This is a genomic window from Herbidospora sakaeratensis, assembly GCF_001570525.1.
In the GTDB taxonomy this organism is placed as follows: Bacteria; Actinomycetota; Actinomycetes; order Streptosporangiales; family Streptosporangiaceae; genus Herbidospora; species Herbidospora sakaeratensis.
In genome coordinates, this window is sequence record NZ_BBXC01000010.1 from 99102 (window position 1) to 117266 (window position 18165).

Genomic DNA, 18165 nt, shown 5'->3' on the forward strand with positions numbered 1-18165 from the left:
GACCGCCCCGATTCTATCTGGAGGACCCATGCCCCCACGGCACTGGACCGCCGCCGACGTGCCCGACCAGCGGGGGCGCGTCGCCGTGGTCACCGGAGGCAACACCGGCATCGGCTTCGAGACCGCCAAGGTGCTCGCCGCGCGGGGGGCGTCCGTCGTGCTGGCCGTCCGCGACGCGGACAAGGGCAAGCAGGCGGCGGCCGAGATCACCGCGGCGAGCCCGGAGGCGGACGTCACCGTGCAGCGCCTCGACCTGGCGTCGCTGGCGTCGGTCCGCGCCGCCGCCGACGAGCTGCGGGCCGCCCACGACCGCCTCGACCTGCTGATCAACAACGCGGGCATCATGTACACCCCCCGCACGACCACGGCCGACGGCTTCGAGTCGCAGTTCGGCACCAACCACCTGGGCCACTTCGCCCTCACCGGGCTGCTGCTCGACCTCATGCTGCCGGTCGCCGGCTCGCGGGTGGTCACCGTCAGCAGCGCGGGGCACCGGCAGGGCCCGCCGATCGACTTCGGCGACGTCGGCTGGACCACCCGCGACTACAACCGGGTGGCCGCGTACGGGAACTCCAAGCTGGCCAACCTGATGTTCACCTACGAACTCCAGCGGCGGCTCGCCGGCACGGACACCCTCGCCGTCGCCGCCCATCCCGGCGGCTCCGACACCGGAGGGTCCCGGACGTCGGTGTCGCTCCAGCCTTTCTACTTCCGGGCCTTCTTCGCGCTGGTCCGGCCGTTCCTGATCCAGCCGGCCGCGATGGGGGCGCTGCCCTCGCTGCGCGCCGCGACCGACCCGGGCGTCGAGGGTGGTCAGTACTTCGGCCCGGACGGCTTCCAGGAGAGCCGGGGCCACCCGAAGGTGGTGCGGTCGAGCCCCCGGTCGTACGACGTGGCGGCCCAGCGCCGCCTGTGGACCCTGTCAGAGGAGCTGACCGGGGTGCGGTTCCCCGTCTGATCCTGCGAGCGCCTCGGTGTAGCGGCGGGCGATGGTCCGGACGTGGGCGACCAGCTCGGGCGGGCCGTCGACGCGGAAGTCCATCATCAGCATGCTCAGGTAGATGGCGATGGTCTCCAGCGCGTCCGCGCCGGTGACCAGCACGCTGGTGCGGGAGTCGACCGGCTCGACGAATCCGACGGCCGGGTTGATGCGGGCGATCACGGTCTCGGCCGGGGCGAGCACGGTGACCCGGGCCTGGACCTTCCAGCCGGTCTGCGCCACCTCGCGCAGGACGAAGGCGACGAGGTCGTCGTCGGGCAACGAGCGGGCGGCGAACCGGCGCGACGTCGACCTGACCGATGAGAGACCGGCCACGGGCAGCGCCCGCCAGGTGTGCGTGCCCAGGTCGTAGGCGACCAGAAACCAGCGCCGCCGCCAGCTGATCAGCCGGTAGGGCTCGACCTCGATCTCGGCGTCGTCGTGCTCCGTCAGCAGGGTCGCGCCGTCGCGGATCGCGCCCGCGACGACCGTGAGGGTGGCGGCGGGCACGGGGGCGTCGGGCTCGCGGGAGCCGACCGTGGCGGGCCCGACCGCGGTGGCCGACCGCAACGCCGACACCTTGCGCTGCAGGTGCCTGGGCAGGATGCGCTGGAGCTTGGCCAGCGCCCGGGTGAGGCTGGCGTCGATGTCGGCGATCCCGCTGGAACCGTCTTCGGCCAGGCCGACCGCGACCGCGACGGCCACCGCCTCGTCGTCGTCGAGCAGCAGCGGGGGCATCGTCGCGCCCTGGCCGAGCCGGTAACCGCCCACCGCGCCGCGCGCGGCGTGGACCGGATAACCGAGTTCGCGCAGCCGCTGGATGTCCTGGCGCAGGGTGCGTTCGGTGACGCCGAGGCGTTCGGCCAGTTCACGGCCGGTCTGCGAGCGGTCTTGCAGCAGCGACAGCAGGCGGAGCACACGGGTCGTCGTCTGGGCCATCTCAACCTCTGCACTATTAGGAAGGAATCTAGCCTAATGGGCCCATAGCCTTGTCTCATCAGCACGAACGAGAACGAAAGGCGTAACCATGAACGCTCGTGAGGTTCTGGCCATCTCGTACCAGGCTCTGGAGAACGCCGTCGCCGGTGTGCGCGACGACCAGTGGAACGCCGCCACCCCGTGCTCCGAGTGGACGGTCGCGCAGGTCGTCCAGCACGCCGCCGCCGACCAGCTGGTGTGGGCCGGCGCGCTCGGCGTCGGCCCCGGCCCGGCCTACGACCCCTTCTCGCCCTCCGGCTTGATCGAGGGCGGCGCGGCCGAGCTGGTGAAGAACGCCGTCGAGGTGGGCACGGCGGCGTGGGCCACGGTGTCCGACGACACCGCGGCGGTGCCGACGCCGCTGCCGCACGGCGAACTGCCCACGCCGGTCGCGATGGTGATGTGCGCCCTCGACGCCCTCGTGCACGCCTGGGACGTCGCGATCGCCACCGGCCAGCCGTCGCCGATCGACGACGAGCTCGGCGGCCACCTGCTCGACGCCGCGCGGCAGGTCGTCGAACCGCTGCGCCAGTGGGGCGCCTACGCCCCCGTCGTCGAGGCCGCCGGCGACCCGTCGGCCACCCCCGTCGCCGACGAGCTGCTCCGCTACCTGGGCCGCACCCCCGCGTAGGCGGTCACTCCGGCGGAGCGCCGATCGGCTCGGCGGCCAGGGCCGCCGCGACGGAGACGAGGTTGGCCGCCATGGCGCGGCCGGTCTTGTCCGACCAGTCGTGGCCGCGCTGGTCGTCGAGGTAGTCGGGCCCCGCGCCGGGGCCCAGGTGCCAGTACGTCCACGCCTGGCCGGGGATGGTGAAGCCGATGTCGATCAGGGCCCCGCAGATCTCGCTGATGACGTGGTGGGCGCCGTCCTCGTTGCCGGTGTTGACCACGCCGGCCACCCGGTTGTACGCCACCGGCCGCCCCTCGTCGTCGGTCTCGGAGATCATGGCGTCCATCCGCTCGATCACCCGCTGGGCGACCGACGACGGATGCCCGACCCAGGTCGGGGTGGCGATGACGACGATCTCCGATTCCAGCACCTTGGCGTGGACGGCGGGCCAGTCGTCGCCCGGCCCCATGTCGGTCTCGACGCCGGGCAGCAGGTTCAGGTCGACCGCGCGTACCGTCTCGACCTCCACACCCCTCCGGCCGAGTTCGGCGATGACGACGTCGGCGAGCGCCTGGGTGTTGGACGGCGCGGGCGACGGCTTGAGCGTGCAGTTGATGACCAGTGCCTTCATGAGCTTCCCCTGCCCCGGGACGTCTCCCTGATCCCGGGTAGGGCTGATTCATGACCAATGACGTGTTCTCCTTCGAATTCGACGACCGCTACCGCCGGTTCCTGGGGTTCATCGGGATCCGCCCCGAAACGTGCCGGGTGGAGGTGACCGACGACGGAATCCGGGTGGCGTTCGGGCCCTGGAAGGCGGCCACCGACCTCGCCAACCTGGCCGGGGTGGAGCTGAGCGGGCCCTACTCGGCGATCAAGGCCATCGGGCCCCGGGTCTCGCTCGCCGACCGGGGGCTGACCTTCGGCACGAGCACCCGGCAGGGCCTCTGCCTCCGGTTCCGCCGCCCGATCGGGCCGCTGCGCCATCCCGGCCTCACGGTGACGGTCGCCGAGCCCAAGGCGCTGATGGAACGACTGCTCGCGAAGGCTCCGGGTAGCGGAGGTCCATGACCGAGCCCCAGGTGCCCGACCGCCCCACGCAAGTGCTCAGACGCTCCTGGTGGCAGGTGCTCCGGCGCACGGTGGCGGAGTTCCAGGAAGACAAGATCGCCGACTGGGCCGCGGCGCTGACTTATTACGCGATCCTGTCGATCTTCCCGGCCCTGCTGGCCGTGGTCTCGCTGCTGGGCCTGTTCGGCCAGTCGGCCACGCAGCCGATCTCCGACAACCTCGCCGCCATCGCGCCCGGCCCGGCCCGGCAGATCATCGACACGGTGCTCCAGTCGCTGCAGGACAGCCGGGGCGCGGCCGGGATCGCCACCGTCATCGGGCTCGCCGTGGCGCTCTGGTCGGCGTCGGGCTACGTCGGGGCGTTCATGCGGGCCGCCAACATCATGTACGAGATGCCCGAGGGCCGCCCCATCTGGAAGACCCTGCCGCTCCGCCTGGGCATCACCGCGGTGCTGGTCGTGATGATGGCCGCCGGCGCCGTCGCCGTGGTGTTCACCGGCGGCCTGGCCGAGCAGGCCGGACGGGTGCTGGGCATCGGCGACACCGGGCTGACCGTCTGGAACATCGCCAAGTGGCCGGTGCTGGTGGTCGTCTTCATCTTCGTGCTGGCGCTGCTCTACTGGTTCGCGCCCAACGTCGAGCACCCGGGCTTCCGGTGGATCACGCCCGGCAGCACCGTGGCGGTCATCGGCTGGATCGCAGCCTCCGGCCTGTTCGGCTTCTACGTCGCCAACTTCGGGTCGTACAGCAAGACGTACGCGACGCTGGCCGGGGTCGTGGTGTTCCTCATCTGGTTGTGGATCACCAACATCGCCATTCTGCTCGGGGTCGAGTTCGACGCGGAGATCGCCCGGGGCCGCGCGATCGCCGCCGGGCAGCCCGCCGACCAGGAGCCCTACGTCGAGCCCCGCGACACCCGCAAGCTCTAGATCTCCCGGGCGATGAGGCGTTCGGCCACGTCTCTGAGCTTCAGGTGGGCGTTCTGGGAGGTGCGGCGCAACTCGGCGAAGGCCTGTTCGGCGTCGACCCCGAGCGCCTGCATGATCATGCCCTTGGCCTGCTCGATCGTCTCCCTGCCCTCCATGGTCTCGCGGAGCTGGCGGACCTCCCGCGACTGCCGCTCCTGGGCGTCGGCGAAGGTCGACAACCGGGCCGCCTGCCGGGCCAGGGTCTCGGCGAACGGGGCCGCCGACTCGTCGGGCTCCCCCGGGCGCAGGCCGTAGACGGTGACCACCGCGGTCACCCCGGGGCCGTGGCCCGAGGCCGCCACACAGCCGCGCAGGCCGCGCGCGAGGGCCTCCCGCCCGAACCTGACCCAGCGGGGGTCGCGGCCGAGGTCGGGCACGGCCACCGGCCGCTCCGAGCGCAGGGCGGCGAGGCCGGGGCCGTCGCCGAGGAAGTGTTCCAGCTCGACGAGTTCCCCGAGTTCGGGGTGGGAGGCGACCAGCACGGTCTCGGCGCCGGGGCGCGGCCAGACCGCCATCGTCGCCCCGCACCCGCCCGGCATCGCCGCCGCTTCGTCGGCCAGGGCGTGCAGCACGTCGTCTCGCATGAGGATCTCCGTCACAGGCAGTCGGTGGCCGGGAGCAGGTCGGCCCGCATGTTCCGCTCCATCATGCGCAGGGCCGCGGCGCCGAGGTCGTCGTGGATGGCCGCCACTCCGTCGACGGCGACCCTGACCGAGAACTCGCGCACGTAGGCGTCGAGCGCGCTGTAGAGCACGCACTGCTCGGTCACCTGGCCGGCCAGGACGACCGTCTCGACGTGTTCGCGGTTGAGCGCGTACTCCAGCGGGGTGCCGTAGAAGACGCTGTGGCGCACCTTCGGCAGGAACGCGAAGTTCCCCGGCGGCACCAGCGGTTCGACCAGGTCGGGACGCCGGCCGGCCAGCGCGCGCCGGATCAGGTCGTCGCGGGTCGCGCTGAAGTCGCCGTGGTTGTCGTTGACGAAGATCAGCTCCACGTCGGCCCGCCGGGCCTTGTCGATCAGCCGGACGATCGGCCCGATCGTCTTCTCCACGTTGGCGGCCAGCGTCTCGGCGTCCTCGTGGTCGTAGGCGTTGAGCACGTCCATCACCACGACCGCGGTCGAGGCGCCGCTCATGAGGCCGTGCGTTCCACGCGGCGCATCGCCTGGGCGTAGGCGGCGACGGTGTCGCGCGCCACCCGGTCCCAGCCGTAGCGGGTGGCGGCCCGGTCGGCTCCGGCGATCCCGAAGGAGTCGCTCTGCAGGGGGTCGTCCAGCAGCCGCCGGACCGCCGCGGCGACGGCCGTCGGCCGGCGGGGCGGCACCAGCAGGCCCGTCACCTCGTTGACGACGGTGTCCTTCTGGCCGCCGACCGCCGAGGCGATCACCGGCACCCCGCAGGCCATCGCCTCCAGCACGACCATGCCGAAGGGCTCGTACCAGGGCACGCAGACCACGGCGGCGGCCGAGCGCATCAGGCCCGGCACGTCGTCGCGCGCCACCTGGCCGGTGAAGGTCACCCGGTCGGCCACGCCGACGCGGTCGGCCTCGGCCCGCAGCCGGATCGCCTCCTCGTCGTGGTCGAGCTCGCCGGCGGGCCGGCCGCCGCCGACGACCAGATCGGCCTCCGGCACGTACGGCAGCGCCTGGACCACCGTGTCGACGCCCTTGCGCGGCACGAGCCGCCCGATCGACAACAACCTCGGCCGCACCGGGCGCGTACCGGGCACGCCGGGACGGAACAGGCCGAGGTCGACCCCGCACGGCACCACGCGGGCACGGTGGCGGGGCACCCCCATCCGGGCCAGTTCGTCGACCTCGTCGGGGCAGGTCGAGACGATCACGTCGGCGGCGCGCCCGATGGCCGTCTCGGCGGCGATGCGCTCGGCCGGGCTGGTGTCGGCCGGGCCCTGGTGGCGGCGCTTGACCGTGCCCAGCGCGTGGAAGGTGTGCGCGACCGGCACGCCCAGCCGCCCGGCCGCGCCGAGGGTGGCCAGGCCGCTCATCCAGAAGTGGCTGTGCGCCACGTCCGGGCGCTCGAAGGCCCACTGCTCCCGCAACCAGGAGGCGAAGTCGGGCACCCACGGCAGGATGTCGTCCTTCGGGATCGGCGCCGGCGGCCCGGCGGGCACGTGGGCGACCGTGACGCCGGGCCCGAGCGGCACCCGTTCGGGCAGGCCGGGATCGTCTCTGCGGGTGTAGACGGTGACCTCGTGGCCGAGCGCCGCGAGCGCGGTGGCCAAGGCCGCCACGTGCACGTTCTGGCCGCCCGCGTCCGGGGTGCCCAGCCCGGCCAGCGGGCTGGCGTGCTCCGAAACCATCGCGATCCTCATCGCACCACCTCCTTGAGCAGCCGGTCCCAGTCGGCGAGGAACCGGTCGAGTCCGTAGCGGCCGAGGGCCGCCGCACGGGCCGCCTCACCCGTGTGGCGGGCGAGATCGGGGTCGGCGGCGAACTGCCGCGCCGCCTCGGCGAGCCGGCCGGGGTCGGTGGACAACACGCCCGCCCCGGGCGGCACCGCCTCCCCGGCCTCGGTCGAGGCGACCGCGACGACGGGCATGCCGAGGGCCATGGCCTCCAGCAGCGACAGGCCGAGCGAGGTCCATCGGTACGGGTGGACGTAGACCCGCCGCCGCGCCAGCTCGGTCAGCATGCGGTCGTGGGGGAGGTCGCCCTGGCCGTTCTCCAGCGCCTCGGTGCCGATGCCGAAGACGTCCACGGGCGAGAAGAGGTGCAGCAGGTCGGTGCCGGCCACGCGGGTCCGGCGGACCGGCTCGTTGATCACGGCGGCGGCTCTGGGGAGCTCGCCGGTGTACCGCCTCCCGGGGTCCGGGACGCCGTGCTCGATCACCCTGGCGGCGGCCCGGCCGTTGTCCCAGAAGAGACGGTTGAAGTGGGTGACGTGCACGAGCGGCCCGCCCCGGTCGGCCATGGGGTGGCGGGTCTGCACATCGGGCGGGGTGTTGTGCTCGACGTACACCCACGGCACGTCGCGGCCCAGCCAGCGGCGGGCCAGCTCCAGCTCGTCGGGGCGCTGCAGGACGACGACGTCCACGGGTTCGTCGCGCAGCCGCTCGGGGGCGACCTCGCGGGCGTTGGCGGGCCAGTCGTAGGTGCGGGCGCGGCCCCGGCCGTAGGGGCCTCGGTCGGGGGTGACCGGGACCAGGTAGTCGTGCGGGCCGTGCACGAACGCCGTCATCCAGGAGCCGTGCACGTGCCAGGCCAGGATCCTCATCGCCGGACCTCCTCGATCGCCGCGTACACCTCGGCCGGGACCACCGAGCTCAGGCACGGGTGCCCGGCGACCGGGCAGACCGTGGCCCGGGTCCCGGCGCAGGCGGCGTGCTGGTCGCCGAGCAGCCGGTACGGCACGCCGTAGGGCGCCCACCGGACGGCGGGCACCGTCGGCGCGAACAACGACACCACGGGCGTGCCGACGGCGGCGGCCAGGTGGGCGGGTCCGGTGTTCCCGGCCACCACGACCCGGGCCCCGGCCAGCACCCCGGCCAGCTCCTCCAGGGTGGTTCGCCCGCCGAGGTCGACGCCGTGCCGCCCGGCGACGCGGGCGGTGAGCCCGCGTTCGCCCGGCGAGCCGGTCACCACCACCGGATGGCCGTGCCGGGCGAGCAGGTCGACCAGCCCGGCGCAGTGCCCCGGCGGCCACGCCCGCGCGGGCACCGAGGCGCCCGGGTGGACGACGAGGTACCCCGGCGGCAGGTCCGGCTCGGGCAGCGGCCGCCGCACCGCCAGGTGGAAGCCGCGCGGCGGATATCCGGCCGCCGTCGTCAGGCTGAGGGCGCGTTCGGCCTCGGGGAGGTCGTCGGGCACCCGGTGCCGCAGGTCGAGCAGCGAGCCCGGGTAGTCGTCGCTGATCGCGCCGATCCACGGCACCCCGGCCATCCGCAGCAGCAGCGCCAGCGGCAGCGGCGACTGGTGGAACGAGGTGAAGATCAGCGCCCGGTCGACGTCGTCGGCCATCTTGACCAGCAGCCGCAGGTGCTCGGGGTCGACCGGGTCGGGTTCGGGCTCGATCCAGGGCGCCGGCCACTCCAGCACCCGGTCGACGCCCGGCAGCAGGTCGGCGGCCGACCGGCCGCGCGGGCCCGCCAGCAGGGTCACCCGGCCGGCCCCCGCCGCCACGGCGCGGACCGCCGGGCCGGTCAGCAGCACGTCCCCGACGCTGTCGAGGCGCGCCAGCAGCACGTGTGCGCTCATCCCCTCGTCGATCCCCTCGTCGATCCCTTCGTCGGCTCCCGTTCCTCCGCGAACCAGCGGATCGTGCGGCGCAGCCCGGCCGTGGCCGGCACCGCCGGCCGCCAGCCGAGCCGGGCGGCGGCCAGCGAGGTGTCCGGGCAGCGCCGGTGCGGGTCGTCGACCGGACGGTCGACGTGGACGATCGGGGACGACGACCCGGCCAGGTCGCGGATCTCCCTGGCCAGCTCGGTCATGGTCGTCTCGGCCGGGTTGCCGATGTTCACCGGCCCGGCGAAGTCGCTGTCGGCCAGGGCGAGCACGCCGTCGACCGTGTCGTCGACGTAGCAGATCGAGCGGGTCTGCTCGCCGCTGCCGGTGACCGTGATCGGCTCCCCGGCCAGGGCCTGGCGGATGAACGTCGGGATGGCGCGGCCGTCGTGGGGGCGCATGCGCGGCCCGTAGGTGTTGAAGATGCGGACGATCGCGGTGTCCATGTCGTGGGCGTGGCCGTAGGCGGTGGTCAGCGACTCGCCGAACCGCTTGGCCTCGTCGTACACGCTGCGGGGGCCGACCGGGTTGACGTTGCCCCAGTAGTCCTCCCGCTGCGGGTGCTCCAGCGGGTCGCCGTAGACCTCGCTGGTGGAGGCCAGCACGAACCGGGCGCCCTTCTCCCTGGCCAGGCCCAGCGTGTGGAGGGTGCCGGTGCTGCCGACCTTGAGGGTCTCGACGGGATAGGCCAGGTAGTCGGCCGGGGAGGCGGCCGAGGCGAAGTGGAGCACCAGGTCGACCGGTCCCGACACGTGCAGGAACTCGGTCACGTCGCAGTCGACCATCCGGAAACCCGGCCGCTCCATCAGGTGGGCGACGTTCTCGGGGTCGCCGGTGAGCAGGTTGTCGAGGCAGACCACCTCGTCGCCCCGGTCGAGCAGCCGTTCGCACAGGTAGGAGCCGAGGAACCCGGCCCCGCCGGTCACGACGGTCCTCATGCGACGCTCACCTCCAGCCGGTCCCGGGCCGCGCCCAGCACCTCGGTCACCGTGATCTCCAGCAGCCCGGGGTCGGGCACGCGGCCGTGCGGGTCGCCGGTGCGGCCGTGCCAGATGACCCGGTGCGGCCCCGGCGGCGGCCCCCACGACGACGGGGACGTGGGGCCGAACAGCACCACCGACGGGGTGCCGTAGGCGGCGGCGAGGTGGGCCACGCCGGTGTCGCCGCAGATCACCAGCTGAGCCCGGCGCACCGACTCGGCCAATTCCGGCAGGGTGGGCGTCAGAACCGGCAGGTCTCCCGCGACCCGCGCGGCCAGGTCGGTCTCGCCCGGCCCGGCCGTGACCACCACGGGCCGTCCTTCCGCGGTCAGCGCGGCGGCCACCTCGGCGAACCGCTCCGCCGGCCAGCGACGGGCCGCGAAGGCCGCGCCGGGGTGGACGACGATCGGCCCGCCGCCCTCGTGCGGGCCGAGCCGGAGGTCGGCCGGGTCGGCGGGCACGCCGTACCAGCCGAGCAGGTCGCACCACCGGGCCACCTCGTGCGCGGCCGGGTTCCAGGGCGGCCCGGCCGTGTGGCTCATCAGCAGGCGGGGCCCGGCCGCGCGCAGCGCCGCGACGCTCTCGGGCCCCCGGCCGTGCAGGTTGACCGCGACGTCGCAGCCGGTCACCGGAACCGGACCGGGCCCGCGCACGTCGAGCCACGCGTCCGCCTCCCCGCCCAGCAGTTCCCGGTACGTCTCGGGCGCCGCCAGCACCAGCCGGTGGCGGGGGAAGGCCCGCCGCAGGGCGCGCAGCGCGGGCAGCCCGGTGAGCAGGTCGCCGAGCCCCAGGCCGCGCAGCACCAGCAGGTCTAGGGCCACGACGTCTCCATCGAGTGGCAGACGACCAGTTCGCGCACCTCGCACCCGGACGGCTGGGACAACACGAACACGACCGTCTCGGCGACGTCCTCGGGGCGGTTGAGCTGGGCGTCCGGGCCGGGTTTGTACTGTTCGGGGCGGCCGTCGAAGAAAGCGGTGCTCATGCCGCCGGGGATCAGCAGCGTCACGCCCACCGTCCCGGCCAGCTCGGCCGCCAGCGCCCGGGTGAACCCGACGACGCCGAACTTGCTCGCGCAGTAGGCCGTGGCGTCGCCGACGGCCTTGATCCCGAGCGTGGACGCGCAGGTCACCACCCGTCCCCGGCTCTCGATCAGAAACGGCAGCGCGGCCCGCACCACGGCGGCCGTGCCCAGCAGGTTCACCCGCACGACCCGTTCCCACGTGCCGGCCGGCACGTCGGCGAGCGCGCCGCAGGCGTCGGTCCCGGCGGCGGTGAAGACGCCGTCGAGCCCGCCCGCCTGCTGGGCCAGCGACCGGACGGCCGCCTCGGTCGCCTGGCCGTCGGCCAGGTCGGCGCGGACGTGCTCGAAGTCCTCCGGCACGGCGCGGTCGATGATCAGCGGCCGTCCGCCCGCCTTGGCGACGGCCCGCGCGGTGGCCAGCCCGAGGCCGGACGCGCCTCCGGTGATCAGGATGTTTCCCAGCATCGACGTTCCTTCCAGAGATCGGGCCGTCGGGCGGCGGCCGTGATGAGCCGGGTGGTGGAGCGTTCGGGCACCGTGTCGAGCAGCACCAGTTCGGCGCCGACGTCGGCCAGCACCGCCGACTCGGGCAGCACCCGGCCGCCGTAGTCGGAGCCCTTGACCCACACGTGGGGCCGCAGGGCACGGATGACCTCGGCCGGGGTGTCCTCGTCGAACACGACGACGCCGTCGACGTCCTCCAGCGCGGTCAGCACGGCCATCCGGTCGTCCTGCCGGGAGACCGGGCGGCCCTTGCCCTTGAGGCGGCGGACCGACAGGTCGGAGTTGAGGCAGACGACCAGCAGGTCGCCGAGCTCGCGGGCGCGGCGCAGCAGGCTGACGTGCCCGGCGTGCAGCAGGTCGAAGCAGCCGCCGGTGGCGACCACCCGGCCGCCCGCGCGGCGCACCCTGTCGGCCCGGCGCAGCACGTCGGCGTCGCCCTCCGGCGGCGCGGCGGGCACGCTCGCGACGCCGCCGGCCGACACGAACGCGGTGGCCGCCGTGGTCGCCGCCACGGCCGCCTCTGCGCAGGTCGCCCCGCCGAGCAGCGCGGCGGCCGCCGCCGTGGCGAACCGGTCGCCCGCGCCGCAGGTGTCGCCGCTGGTGACCGGCTCGGGCACGGGCACGTGGAAACCCCGGTCGCCGGAGTGGAACCGGGCGCCCTCGGCCCCGAGGGTGACCGCCACCGCCTCTCCGCCGAGCATGGCCAGCAGGCGGCGGGCCGCCTCGGCGGGCTCGCCGGAACCGGTCAGCGCGGTCGTCTCGGCCAGGTTCGGGGTCACCATCGTGCACTCGGGCGGCAGCGGGCCGCGCGGGTGCGGGTCCCACACCACGGGCCCGGCGGCCAGGCCGGGCAGCAGCTTCGCGACCAGGTCGGCGGCGCCGCGCCCGTAGTCGGAGACGAGGATCGCCCCCGCGCGGCGCAACACCGGCAGCGCCCGGCCGGTCAGGTCGCCGGCCACGCCGTCGCCGGAGTCGAGCCGGGCCAGCGTCGCGCCGCCCACCCTGATCCGGGTCTTGCGCACGGTCGTGCCGCGCATGGGCAGCGGGACGACCATCACGTGCCGGGCCAGCAGGCGGTGCAGCAGGCGGCCGTCCGGGTCGTCGCCGAGCGGCGTGACCAGCACGACCTGCATGCCGTCGGCCGCCGCCAGCAGCGCGGCCAGCCCGGCCCCGCCCGGCCGCACGCGCTCCGAGGCGTCCTCGACGACGGGCGCGCCGGAGTCGGGCGCGACCCGGTCGCTGCGCCCGTCGAGATCGCAGTCCAGCAGGGTGTCGCCGATGACGACCAGAGGTCCGGTCACGGCAGGGCCTCCTCGATCGCCTCGCAGAGCAGGTGCACCAGCACCAGATGGACCTCCTGGACGACGCACGGGCTGCCCGACGGGACCGGGATCGCGTCGTCGCAGAGGGTCGCCAGGTCGTTGGGCGGCGGGCCGGTCAGCGCCCAGGTCATCAGGCCGGCGTCGCGGGCGGCGTGGGTGGCGGCCAGCACGTTGGGGCTGGTCCCGCTGGTCGACAACGAGAGCAGCACGTCGCCGGGGCGTCCGTGCGCCCGCACCTGGCGGGCGAAGACCTCCTCCGGGCCGTAGTCGTTGACGATCGCCGTGGTCGACGAGGTGTCGGCGTGCAGGGCGATGGCCGCGTACGGCCGGCGGTCGGCCCGGAAGCGGCCGACGAGTTCGGCGGTCAGATGTTGCGCCTCGGCCGCCGAGCCGCCGTTTCCGCAGGCCAGCAGGCGTCCCCCGTCGTTCAGGACACCGGCCAGCTTGCGGCCCCACACACGGACCCGGGCCGTCTCGTGCTCCAGCCGGTTCAGCGTGGCGGTCAGATCGTTCAGGTGCGGATGCACGCGCCTCCCCCTCTCACTCGGACCCGCAGTTCGCCGCCCAGCCGGTGCAGGCAGGCGGCGGGCGGTATCAGCACGCTGGTCGCGGCCATGCGCAGCACCTCCGAGGGTGTTCTCGGCCCCGGCGCGATCCGGCTCCAGGCGAACCGGGCGGTCAGCGCCGCCCAGCCCGCGAACGCCGTCAGGGAGGCGGCCCGGTGGCCGCGACAGGCCAGCGCGGCGGCGGCCAGGCCGAGCGCCGTCGTCAGCGCGTGGTCGCCCAACCGGCCGGGCCCGCCGACGCGGGCCCGCCAGCCGGGGCCGTGGATCCGGCGCATCAGCGCGTCGTCGGCGTTGCCGCGCTGCCGTCGCAGGCTCGCCCAGAACCCCTCGTCCCTGACGGGGTGGACGGTGGTCCGCCGGCCGGTCACCAGCCGGTGGCCGGCCGAGGTCAGCCGCAGGGCCAGGTCGGCGTCCTCGCGGTAGGCGCGGGGGAAACGTTCGTCGAAGCCGCCCACGGCGGCCAGCGCGCTGCGCCGGAACGCCATGTCGGCGGTGATCCACCGGGCCGTGGTCAGGCCCAGGGTGTTACGTTCGGCGTCGGTCGGCGGCCGGCCCTTGTCGAGCGGCACCACGATCCGGGCCTGCGAGCCCGCCACCTCCGGCGGCAGGCCGCGCAGGTCGTCGCCGATCTTGTCGGCCCAGCCGGGCCCCGGCAGCACGTCGTCGTCGAGGAAGACGACCCATTCCGTCGAGGCCGCACGCCACCCCTGGTTCCGGGCCGCCGCCGGGCCGCGTCCGCCCGAGGGCAGGATGACCAGCGTCGCCGACGGCTCCCCGACGGGCAGCCGGTCGGTGCGCCGCCACGGCCGGTCGTCGACCACGACGAGCGGGAACCCCTCCGGCACCGCCTCGGCGACCGCGCGCAGCGTGTCGCGGCCGACGGTCGGGATCACCACGGTGATCTCCGGGTCGCTCATACCGACCTCCGCACCAGGAACGGCCCGATGGCCAGCACGTCGACCGGCGCCGACCCGAAACACTCCAGGGCGTCGCGCGGATCGTCGACCATGGGCCGCCCGGCCGTGTTCAGCGAGGTGTTGACCACCACGGGCAGCCCGGTCAGCGACTCGAAGGCGTTCAGCACGGCCGCCATGAGCGGGTCGCGCCCCGCCGACACCGTCTGGATGCGGGCCGTCCCGTCGACGTGCACCACGGCCGGGATCCGGTCGCGCCACACGGGGGCGACGTCGTGCACGAACAGCATGTACGGGCTGGGCACCGGCCCCCGCGAGAAGATCTCGGCGGCCCGGCCCTCCAGCACCATGGGCGCGACCGGCCGGAACTGCTCCCGGCCCTTCACGTCGTTGAGCCGTTCGGTGTTGCGCGGATTGCCGGGGTGGGCCAGCAGCGAACGGCGGCCCAGCGCGCGGGGGCCGTATTCGCTGCGGCCCTGGAACCAGGCCACGATCCGGTCCTGGGCGAGGGCGTCGGCCACCGCCACCGCGATGTCGGGCGGGCGGGAATAGGGGATCTGGGCGACGTCGAGCCAGGCCGCCAGCTCGGCGTCGGTGAAGCCGCGGCCCAGGTCGGCCCCCGGCATCGGGGCGACCGGGTCGCCGTAGGTCTTGGCCAGGTGGAGGGCGCCGCCCAGGGCGGTGCCCGAGTCGCCGGCCGCCGGCTGGGCCCACACCTCGCGGAACGGGCTCCGCTCGAACAGGCGGGTGTTGGCCACGCAGTTCAGCGCCACCCCGCCGGCCAGGGCGAGCCGGTCGAGGCCGGTGCGGTCGTGCAACCACGCGGCCAGGTCGAGCAGCACCTCCTCCAGCCGGGCCTGGACGCTGGCCGCCAGGTCGGCGTGCTCGCCGTTCCAGGCGCCGCCGCGCGGCACCTGCTTGGCGAAGACGTTCCAGTCGATCGGGCCGACGTGGAAGCCGCCGTCGCCGGTCGCGCCGATCAGGTCGCGGAGCGCGGGCAGGTGCTTCGGCGTGCCGTAGGAGGCCATCGCCATGACCTTGTACTCGTCGCTGGAGCGCAGGAAGCCGAGGTGGTCGGTGACGTCCTCGTACATGAGCCCGAGGGAATGGGGCAACGCCTGGCTCGCCAGCACGGTCAGCTCGCCGTCGCGGTAGGCGCCCGCCAGGTGGGAGACCGCCTCGCCGCGGCCGTCGCAGACCAGCACGGCGCAGTCGCCGAACGGCGCGGCCAGCCCGGCCGAGGCGGCATGGGCGATGTGGTGGGGGACGAACTTCACCTGCGCGGGGTCGAGCCCCGGCAACGCGGTCGCCAAGAAGGCGGGGGCCCGCACGGCGTAGGCGGTGCGCAGCATCTCCCAGGCCCCGTCCTGGCCGGGCCCGCCGTCCACCACCAGGGCCGGATCGTAGGAATAGGCCACCCCGTCGAGGTCCTCCGGCCGCAGCCCGGCCTTCTCCAGGCACCAGGCGGCCGCCGTCTCCGGCAACTCCCAGGCCGAGAACGCCAGTGGACGTTTGCCGTGTTTCCTCCTGCTGAATCGCTCCTCTTCCGCGGCGGCGACGGTACGCCCGTCCACCACCAGCGCGGCCGAAGGGTCATGGAAGATCGCGTTGATTCCCAGAAATCTCATGGGACCCGCTTTCGCGTGGAGAACACCACTCGAGAAGCGCTCCTCCGAGTAGCGCTTCACCGGCGTCGGAAACGACCGCACCTGGTTTGGCGGCGTTGACATCCCCGGCCGGCGTCATGGGTAGCGCGAGATCATGCGCGCGATTCTGTTCGACCGGGATGGGACCCTGATTGTCGACCTCCCCTACAACAACGACGCCAAACGTGTGCTCCCGATGCCCGGCGCGCGGGCCGCCCTCGATCGCCTGCGGGCGGCGGGCGTGCCGATCGGAGTGATCACCAACCAGTCGGGGGTGGCCCGGGGCCTCATCACTCTCCGTGAACTCCGGGAAGTCAACGATCGGGTGGAGGAACTCCTCGGCCCGTTCGACGTGTGGGAGGTCTGCGTCCACGGCGAGGGCGACGGTTGCCCCTGCCGGAAACCGGCGCCGGGCATGGTCCTGTCGGCCGCGCGGCGGCTGGGGGTGCCGCCCGCCGAGTGCGTGGTGATCGGCGACATCGGCCGTGACATGGAGGCGGCGCGGGCCGCCGGGGCGCGGGGCATCCTGGTGCCCACGGCCGTCACGAAGATCGGCGAGATCCGGGCGGCCGAGCGGGTCGCCGCCGATCTCCCGGCGGCGGTCGAGGCGGCGCTCGCTTTTCAACCGCCGTCAGAGGGGCAGCGGGGCCCTGACGGAAGGAGAGGCCATGACCACCGCACGTGAGATCATGACCCCGAACGCGGAGTGTGTGAACTCCGACCAGACCATCGCCGAGGCGGCCGAGAAGATGCTCAGCCTCGACGTGGGCTCGCTGCCGATCTGCGGCGAGGACAACCGGCTCCAGGGCATGCTGACCGACCGCGACATCGTGGTGAAGGTCATCGCCCAGGGCCGCGACCCGAAGTCGTGCCTGGCCGGTGAGCTGGGCGGCGCCGAGGTCGTCACCATCGGCGCCGACGACGACGCCCGCGAGGTCCTGCGGACGATGGGCTCCCACAAGGTCCGCCGGCTGCCCGTGATCGACGGGCACACCCTGGTGGGCATGGTCGCCCTGGCCGACGTCGCCCGGGCCGTGCCCGACGCCACGGTCGGCGACCTGATGGACGCCCTCACCACCGACTGACCCTCTTCGCACTCTGGAGACGAGATGAGCCAGACCGTCATCGACCTGATCTTGGCCGACCACCGCGACGTCGAGCAGCTCTTCGCGAAGCTCAAGGCCGAGCGGGAGAACCGCCCCGCGCTGGTGGCCGAACTGGCCGCCAAGTTCGTCGCGCACGCCCGCGCCGAGGAGGCCCACGTCTACGCCGCGCTGGCCCAGGCCGCGCCGAGCGAACGGGGCGAGGTGCACCACGGCACCGAGGAGCATCACGAGGCCGAGGAACTGCTGGCCGCGCTGATGGCGGCCGATCCCGACAAGGCGGAGTTCGCCTCGGTTCTGGAGCAGATGGAGAAGGCCGTCAAGCACCACGTCGAGGAGGAGGAGAGCGACATCCTCCCCGTCCTCGCCAAGGCCGTGCCGGGCGACAAGCTGGTCCGGCTGGGCCGCGTGTTCAGCGAGGCCAAGGCGGCGGACCTGGCCAGGCCGCCGAAGCCGCGCGGCCGCACCAAGGAGGAACTGCTCGAACAGGCCAAGGAGAAGAACATCGAGGGCTACAGCTCGATGACCAAAGACCAGCTCCTGGCCGCGCTGGGCGAGTGACTCAGCCGGCCGGCTTCTCCCAGGTCAGGAGATAACGCCAGAAGACGAGCCGCCGCACCCGCACACCGGGCAGCACAACGGCGGCTTCGCGGGCGACCTCGCGGGTGGTCAGCGGCGGGTTCAGCACCATGGGCATGGCGTCGTGCGCCGGCTCCTTGGCGAAGAACCCGCCGCCGCCGTTCAACCGCCGTCTCGTCAGGTACGCCGCCCCGAGGGCCCGGTGCCCGGCCGCCGCCGCGAGTTCGACGTGCGACTCCCTGAACAGGTCGAGCCGGGGCAGCGCGATGGCCGCGAGCACCCCGCCGGGCCGCAGGGCCGCCGACAGGATCGGCAGCACCTCGCGCAGCGGCATGTGGTGCAGGGCGCAGATCGAGAAGATCCCGTCGTAGTCGCGGCCCGGCAGCGGGTCGGTCAGCACGTCGCCGAGAACCCAGGAGACGTTGCCGAGGTCGCGTTTGGCGGCCTGCTCGATCATCTCGGGGGAGCGGTCGAGGGCGTCCACGTGGGCGGCGCGGGCGGCCAGTTCGGCGGCGAAGCCCCCGGTGCCGCAGCCGACGTCCAGCACCCTTGAGGGGTCCGGCGGCAGGTGGCCGAGCAGCAGCCGGTGGTAGTAGGCGTTGTGATCCCAGTCGAGCACAACGAGAGGCTAGTTGAGTAAAGGCGTACTCAAGCGGCCGGCAAGGACACCGGCGCACGCTC

22 protein-coding genes are annotated in these 18165 nt (G+C 74.0%); 7 read left to right on the forward strand and 15 right to left on the reverse strand.

The features are described 5' to 3' along the window. Positions 1 to 28: 28 nt before the first annotated feature. Positions 29 to 958, forward strand: coding sequence for an SDR family NAD(P)-dependent oxidoreductase (locus tag AW271_RS13655; protein ID WP_062336617.1), 930 nt, complete (start codon positions 29 to 31; stop codon positions 956 to 958). Here AW271_RS13655 and AW271_RS13660 read toward each other — a convergent pair. Continuing rightward, complete coding sequence (locus tag AW271_RS13660; protein ID WP_062336619.1) at positions 923 to 1918, reverse strand: helix-turn-helix transcriptional regulator; 996 nt, start codon at positions 1916 to 1918, stop codon at positions 923 to 925. The two genes, AW271_RS13655 and AW271_RS13660, sit on opposite strands and share 36 nt — an antisense overlap. Before the next feature lie 88 nt (positions 1919 to 2006). Between AW271_RS13660 and AW271_RS13665 the strand changes: the two genes are divergently transcribed. Continuing rightward, positions 2007 to 2588 (forward strand): TIGR03086 family metal-binding protein, encoded by a 582-nt coding sequence (locus AW271_RS13665; protein ID WP_062336621.1) that lies wholly within the window; start codon positions 2007 to 2009, stop codon positions 2586 to 2588. Between the two features lie 4 nt (positions 2589 to 2592). On the opposite strand, the gene AW271_RS13670 is transcribed toward AW271_RS13665, so the two are convergent. Next, positions 2593 to 3198, reverse strand: coding sequence for a flavodoxin family protein (locus tag AW271_RS13670; RefSeq protein ID WP_062336624.1), 606 nt, complete (start codon positions 3196 to 3198; stop codon positions 2593 to 2595). A gap of 50 nt (positions 3199 to 3248) precedes the next feature. On the opposite strand from AW271_RS13670, the gene AW271_RS13675 reads away from it, so the two are divergent. Then, positions 3249 to 3638: a hypothetical protein gene (locus AW271_RS13675; protein WP_062336626.1), complete on the forward strand. Its 390-nt coding sequence runs from the start codon at positions 3249 to 3251 to the stop codon at positions 3636 to 3638. After that, entirely contained in the window at positions 3635 to 4567 is a 933-nt protein-coding gene (locus tag AW271_RS13680; RefSeq protein WP_062336628.1) for a YihY/virulence factor BrkB family protein, read from the forward strand. The genes AW271_RS13675 and AW271_RS13680 overlap by 4 nt, the downstream gene beginning before the upstream one ends. On the opposite strand, the gene AW271_RS13685 is transcribed toward AW271_RS13680, so the two are convergent. From AW271_RS13685 to AW271_RS13740, 12 genes are read right to left on the reverse strand one after another with little or no spacing between them, the layout of a single operon-like run. Next, positions 4564 to 5190, reverse strand: coding sequence for a GAF and ANTAR domain-containing protein (locus AW271_RS13685; protein WP_157554090.1), 627 nt, complete (start codon positions 5188 to 5190; stop codon positions 4564 to 4566). The two genes, AW271_RS13680 and AW271_RS13685, sit on opposite strands and share 4 nt — an antisense overlap. An 11-nt stretch (positions 5191 to 5201) precedes the next feature. Beyond that, a complete protein-coding gene (locus AW271_RS13690; RefSeq protein ID WP_062336632.1) occupies positions 5202 to 5741 on the reverse strand; it encodes a cysteine hydrolase family protein in 540 nt (179 codons plus the stop codon). Further along, the gene (locus AW271_RS13695) at positions 5738 to 6937 is read right to left on the reverse strand and encodes a glycosyltransferase (protein ID WP_062336634.1); all 1200 of its coding nucleotides are present in this window, start codon (positions 6935 to 6937) and stop codon (positions 5738 to 5740) included. The genes AW271_RS13690 and AW271_RS13695 overlap by 4 nt, the downstream gene beginning before the upstream one ends. Continuing rightward, complete coding sequence (locus tag AW271_RS13700) at positions 6934 to 7839, reverse strand: glycosyltransferase (protein ID WP_062336636.1); 906 nt, start codon at positions 7837 to 7839, stop codon at positions 6934 to 6936. The genes AW271_RS13695 and AW271_RS13700 overlap by 4 nt, the downstream gene beginning before the upstream one ends. Beyond that, positions 7836 to 8819 (reverse strand): glycosyltransferase family 9 protein, encoded by a 984-nt coding sequence (locus tag AW271_RS13705; protein ID WP_062336638.1) that lies wholly within the window; start codon positions 8817 to 8819, stop codon positions 7836 to 7838. Before AW271_RS13705 ends, AW271_RS13700 begins: the two co-directional genes overlap by 4 nt. Beyond that, positions 8816 to 9784: a UDP-glucuronic acid decarboxylase family protein gene (locus AW271_RS13710; protein WP_062336641.1), complete on the reverse strand. Its 969-nt coding sequence runs from the start codon at positions 9782 to 9784 to the stop codon at positions 8816 to 8818. The genes AW271_RS13705 and AW271_RS13710 overlap by 4 nt, the downstream gene beginning before the upstream one ends. Further along, positions 9781 to 10647, reverse strand: coding sequence for a glycosyltransferase family 9 protein (locus AW271_RS13715; protein ID WP_157554093.1), 867 nt, complete (start codon positions 10645 to 10647; stop codon positions 9781 to 9783). The genes AW271_RS13710 and AW271_RS13715 overlap by 4 nt, the downstream gene beginning before the upstream one ends. Beyond that, positions 10638 to 11315 (reverse strand): SDR family oxidoreductase, encoded by a 678-nt coding sequence (locus tag AW271_RS13720; RefSeq protein WP_062336643.1) that lies wholly within the window; start codon positions 11313 to 11315, stop codon positions 10638 to 10640. Before AW271_RS13720 ends, AW271_RS13715 begins: the two co-directional genes overlap by 10 nt. Then, the gene (locus AW271_RS13725) at positions 11297 to 12655 is read right to left on the reverse strand and encodes a PfkB family carbohydrate kinase (RefSeq protein ID WP_062336646.1); all 1359 of its coding nucleotides are present in this window, start codon (positions 12653 to 12655) and stop codon (positions 11297 to 11299) included. Before AW271_RS13725 ends, AW271_RS13720 begins: the two co-directional genes overlap by 19 nt. Next, positions 12652 to 13203, reverse strand: a complete 552-nt coding sequence (locus tag AW271_RS13730; RefSeq protein ID WP_062336649.1) for a D-sedoheptulose-7-phosphate isomerase — start codon at positions 13201 to 13203, stop codon at positions 12652 to 12654. Before AW271_RS13730 ends, AW271_RS13725 begins: the two co-directional genes overlap by 4 nt. Continuing rightward, positions 13188 to 14159 carry a glycosyltransferase family 2 protein gene (locus AW271_RS13735; RefSeq protein WP_062336651.1) on the reverse strand — a complete coding sequence of 324 codons (972 nt, stop codon included), beginning with the start codon at positions 14157 to 14159 and terminating at the stop codon, positions 13188 to 13190. The genes AW271_RS13730 and AW271_RS13735 overlap by 16 nt, the downstream gene beginning before the upstream one ends. Continuing rightward, on the reverse strand, positions 14156 to 15784 hold the full coding sequence (locus tag AW271_RS13740) for a carbamoyltransferase family protein (protein WP_062336653.1): 1629 nt from the start codon (positions 15782 to 15784) through the stop codon (positions 14156 to 14158). Before AW271_RS13740 ends, AW271_RS13735 begins: the two co-directional genes overlap by 4 nt. A gap of 133 nt (positions 15785 to 15917) precedes the next feature. Between AW271_RS13740 and AW271_RS13745 the strand changes: the two genes are divergently transcribed. From AW271_RS13745 to AW271_RS13755, 3 genes are read left to right on the forward strand one after another with little or no spacing between them, the layout of a single operon-like run. Continuing rightward, the gene (locus AW271_RS13745) at positions 15918 to 16487 is read left to right on the forward strand and encodes a D-glycero-alpha-D-manno-heptose-1,7-bisphosphate 7-phosphatase (protein WP_062336655.1); all 570 of its coding nucleotides are present in this window, start codon (positions 15918 to 15920) and stop codon (positions 16485 to 16487) included. Continuing rightward, positions 16471 to 16887 carry a CBS domain-containing protein gene (locus tag AW271_RS13750; protein ID WP_062336657.1) on the forward strand — a complete coding sequence of 139 codons (417 nt, stop codon included), beginning with the start codon at positions 16471 to 16473 and terminating at the stop codon, positions 16885 to 16887. The genes AW271_RS13745 and AW271_RS13750 overlap by 17 nt, the downstream gene beginning before the upstream one ends. Positions 16888 to 16911: 24 nt before the next feature. Beyond that, positions 16912 to 17466 carry a hemerythrin domain-containing protein gene (locus AW271_RS13755; protein ID WP_062336658.1) on the forward strand — a complete coding sequence of 185 codons (555 nt, stop codon included), beginning with the start codon at positions 16912 to 16914 and terminating at the stop codon, positions 17464 to 17466. Between the two features lies 1 nt (position 17467). Here the strand turns inward: AW271_RS13755 and AW271_RS13760 are convergent, their stop codons facing one another. Next, on the reverse strand, positions 17468 to 18103 hold the full coding sequence (locus AW271_RS13760; protein WP_062336661.1) for a class I SAM-dependent methyltransferase: 636 nt from the start codon (positions 18101 to 18103) through the stop codon (positions 17468 to 17470). Positions 18104 to 18165: the final 62 nt, after the last annotated feature.

What these genes read in the sequence shown, in the direction of transcription:
- AW271_RS13710 (WP_062336641.1), bottom strand. Translation starts at nt 9,784, where the DNA reads ATGAGGACCGTCGTGACCGGCGGGGCCGGGTTCCTCGGCTCCTACCTG.
- AW271_RS13690 (WP_062336632.1), bottom strand. Translation starts at nt 5,741, where the DNA reads ATGAGCGGCGCCTCGACCGCGGTCGTGGTGATGGACGTGCTCAACGCC.
- AW271_RS13655 (WP_062336617.1), top strand. Translation starts at nt 29, where the DNA reads ATGCCCCCACGGCACTGGACCGCCGCCGACGTGCCCGACCAGCGGGGG.
- AW271_RS13665 (WP_062336621.1), top strand. Translation starts at nt 2,007, where the DNA reads ATGAACGCTCGTGAGGTTCTGGCCATCTCGTACCAGGCTCTGGAGAAC.
- AW271_RS13685 (WP_157554090.1), bottom strand. Translation starts at nt 5,190, where the DNA reads ATGCGAGACGACGTGCTGCACGCCCTGGCCGACGAAGCGGCGGCGATG.
- AW271_RS13745 (WP_062336655.1), top strand. Translation starts at nt 15,918, where the DNA reads ATGCGCGCGATTCTGTTCGACCGGGATGGGACCCTGATTGTCGACCTC.
- AW271_RS13670 (WP_062336624.1), bottom strand. Translation starts at nt 3,198, where the DNA reads ATGAAGGCACTGGTCATCAACTGCACGCTCAAGCCGTCGCCCGCGCCG.
- AW271_RS13680 (WP_062336628.1), top strand. Translation starts at nt 3,635, where the DNA reads ATGACCGAGCCCCAGGTGCCCGACCGCCCCACGCAAGTGCTCAGACGC.
- AW271_RS13720 (WP_062336643.1), bottom strand. Translation starts at nt 11,315, where the DNA reads ATGCTGGGAAACATCCTGATCACCGGAGGCGCGTCCGGCCTCGGGCTG.
- AW271_RS13740 (WP_062336653.1), bottom strand. Translation starts at nt 15,784, where the DNA reads ATGAGATTTCTGGGAATCAACGCGATCTTCCATGACCCTTCGGCCGCG.
- AW271_RS13660 (WP_062336619.1), bottom strand. Translation starts at nt 1,918, where the DNA reads ATGGCCCAGACGACGACCCGTGTGCTCCGCCTGCTGTCGCTGCTGCAA.
- AW271_RS13705 (WP_062336638.1), bottom strand. Translation starts at nt 8,819, where the DNA reads ATGAGCGCACACGTGCTGCTGGCGCGCCTCGACAGCGTCGGGGACGTG.
- AW271_RS13750 (WP_062336657.1), top strand. Translation starts at nt 16,471, where the DNA reads ATGACCACCGCACGTGAGATCATGACCCCGAACGCGGAGTGTGTGAAC.
- AW271_RS13755 (WP_062336658.1), top strand. Translation starts at nt 16,912, where the DNA reads ATGAGCCAGACCGTCATCGACCTGATCTTGGCCGACCACCGCGACGTC.
- AW271_RS13700 (WP_062336636.1), bottom strand. Translation starts at nt 7,839, where the DNA reads ATGAGGATCCTGGCCTGGCACGTGCACGGCTCCTGGATGACGGCGTTC.
- AW271_RS13675 (WP_062336626.1), top strand. Translation starts at nt 3,249, where the DNA reads ATGACCAATGACGTGTTCTCCTTCGAATTCGACGACCGCTACCGCCGG.
- AW271_RS13695 (WP_062336634.1), bottom strand. Translation starts at nt 6,937, where the DNA reads ATGAGGATCGCGATGGTTTCGGAGCACGCCAGCCCGCTGGCCGGGCTG.
- AW271_RS13735 (WP_062336651.1), bottom strand. Translation starts at nt 14,159, where the DNA reads ATGAGCGACCCGGAGATCACCGTGGTGATCCCGACCGTCGGCCGCGAC.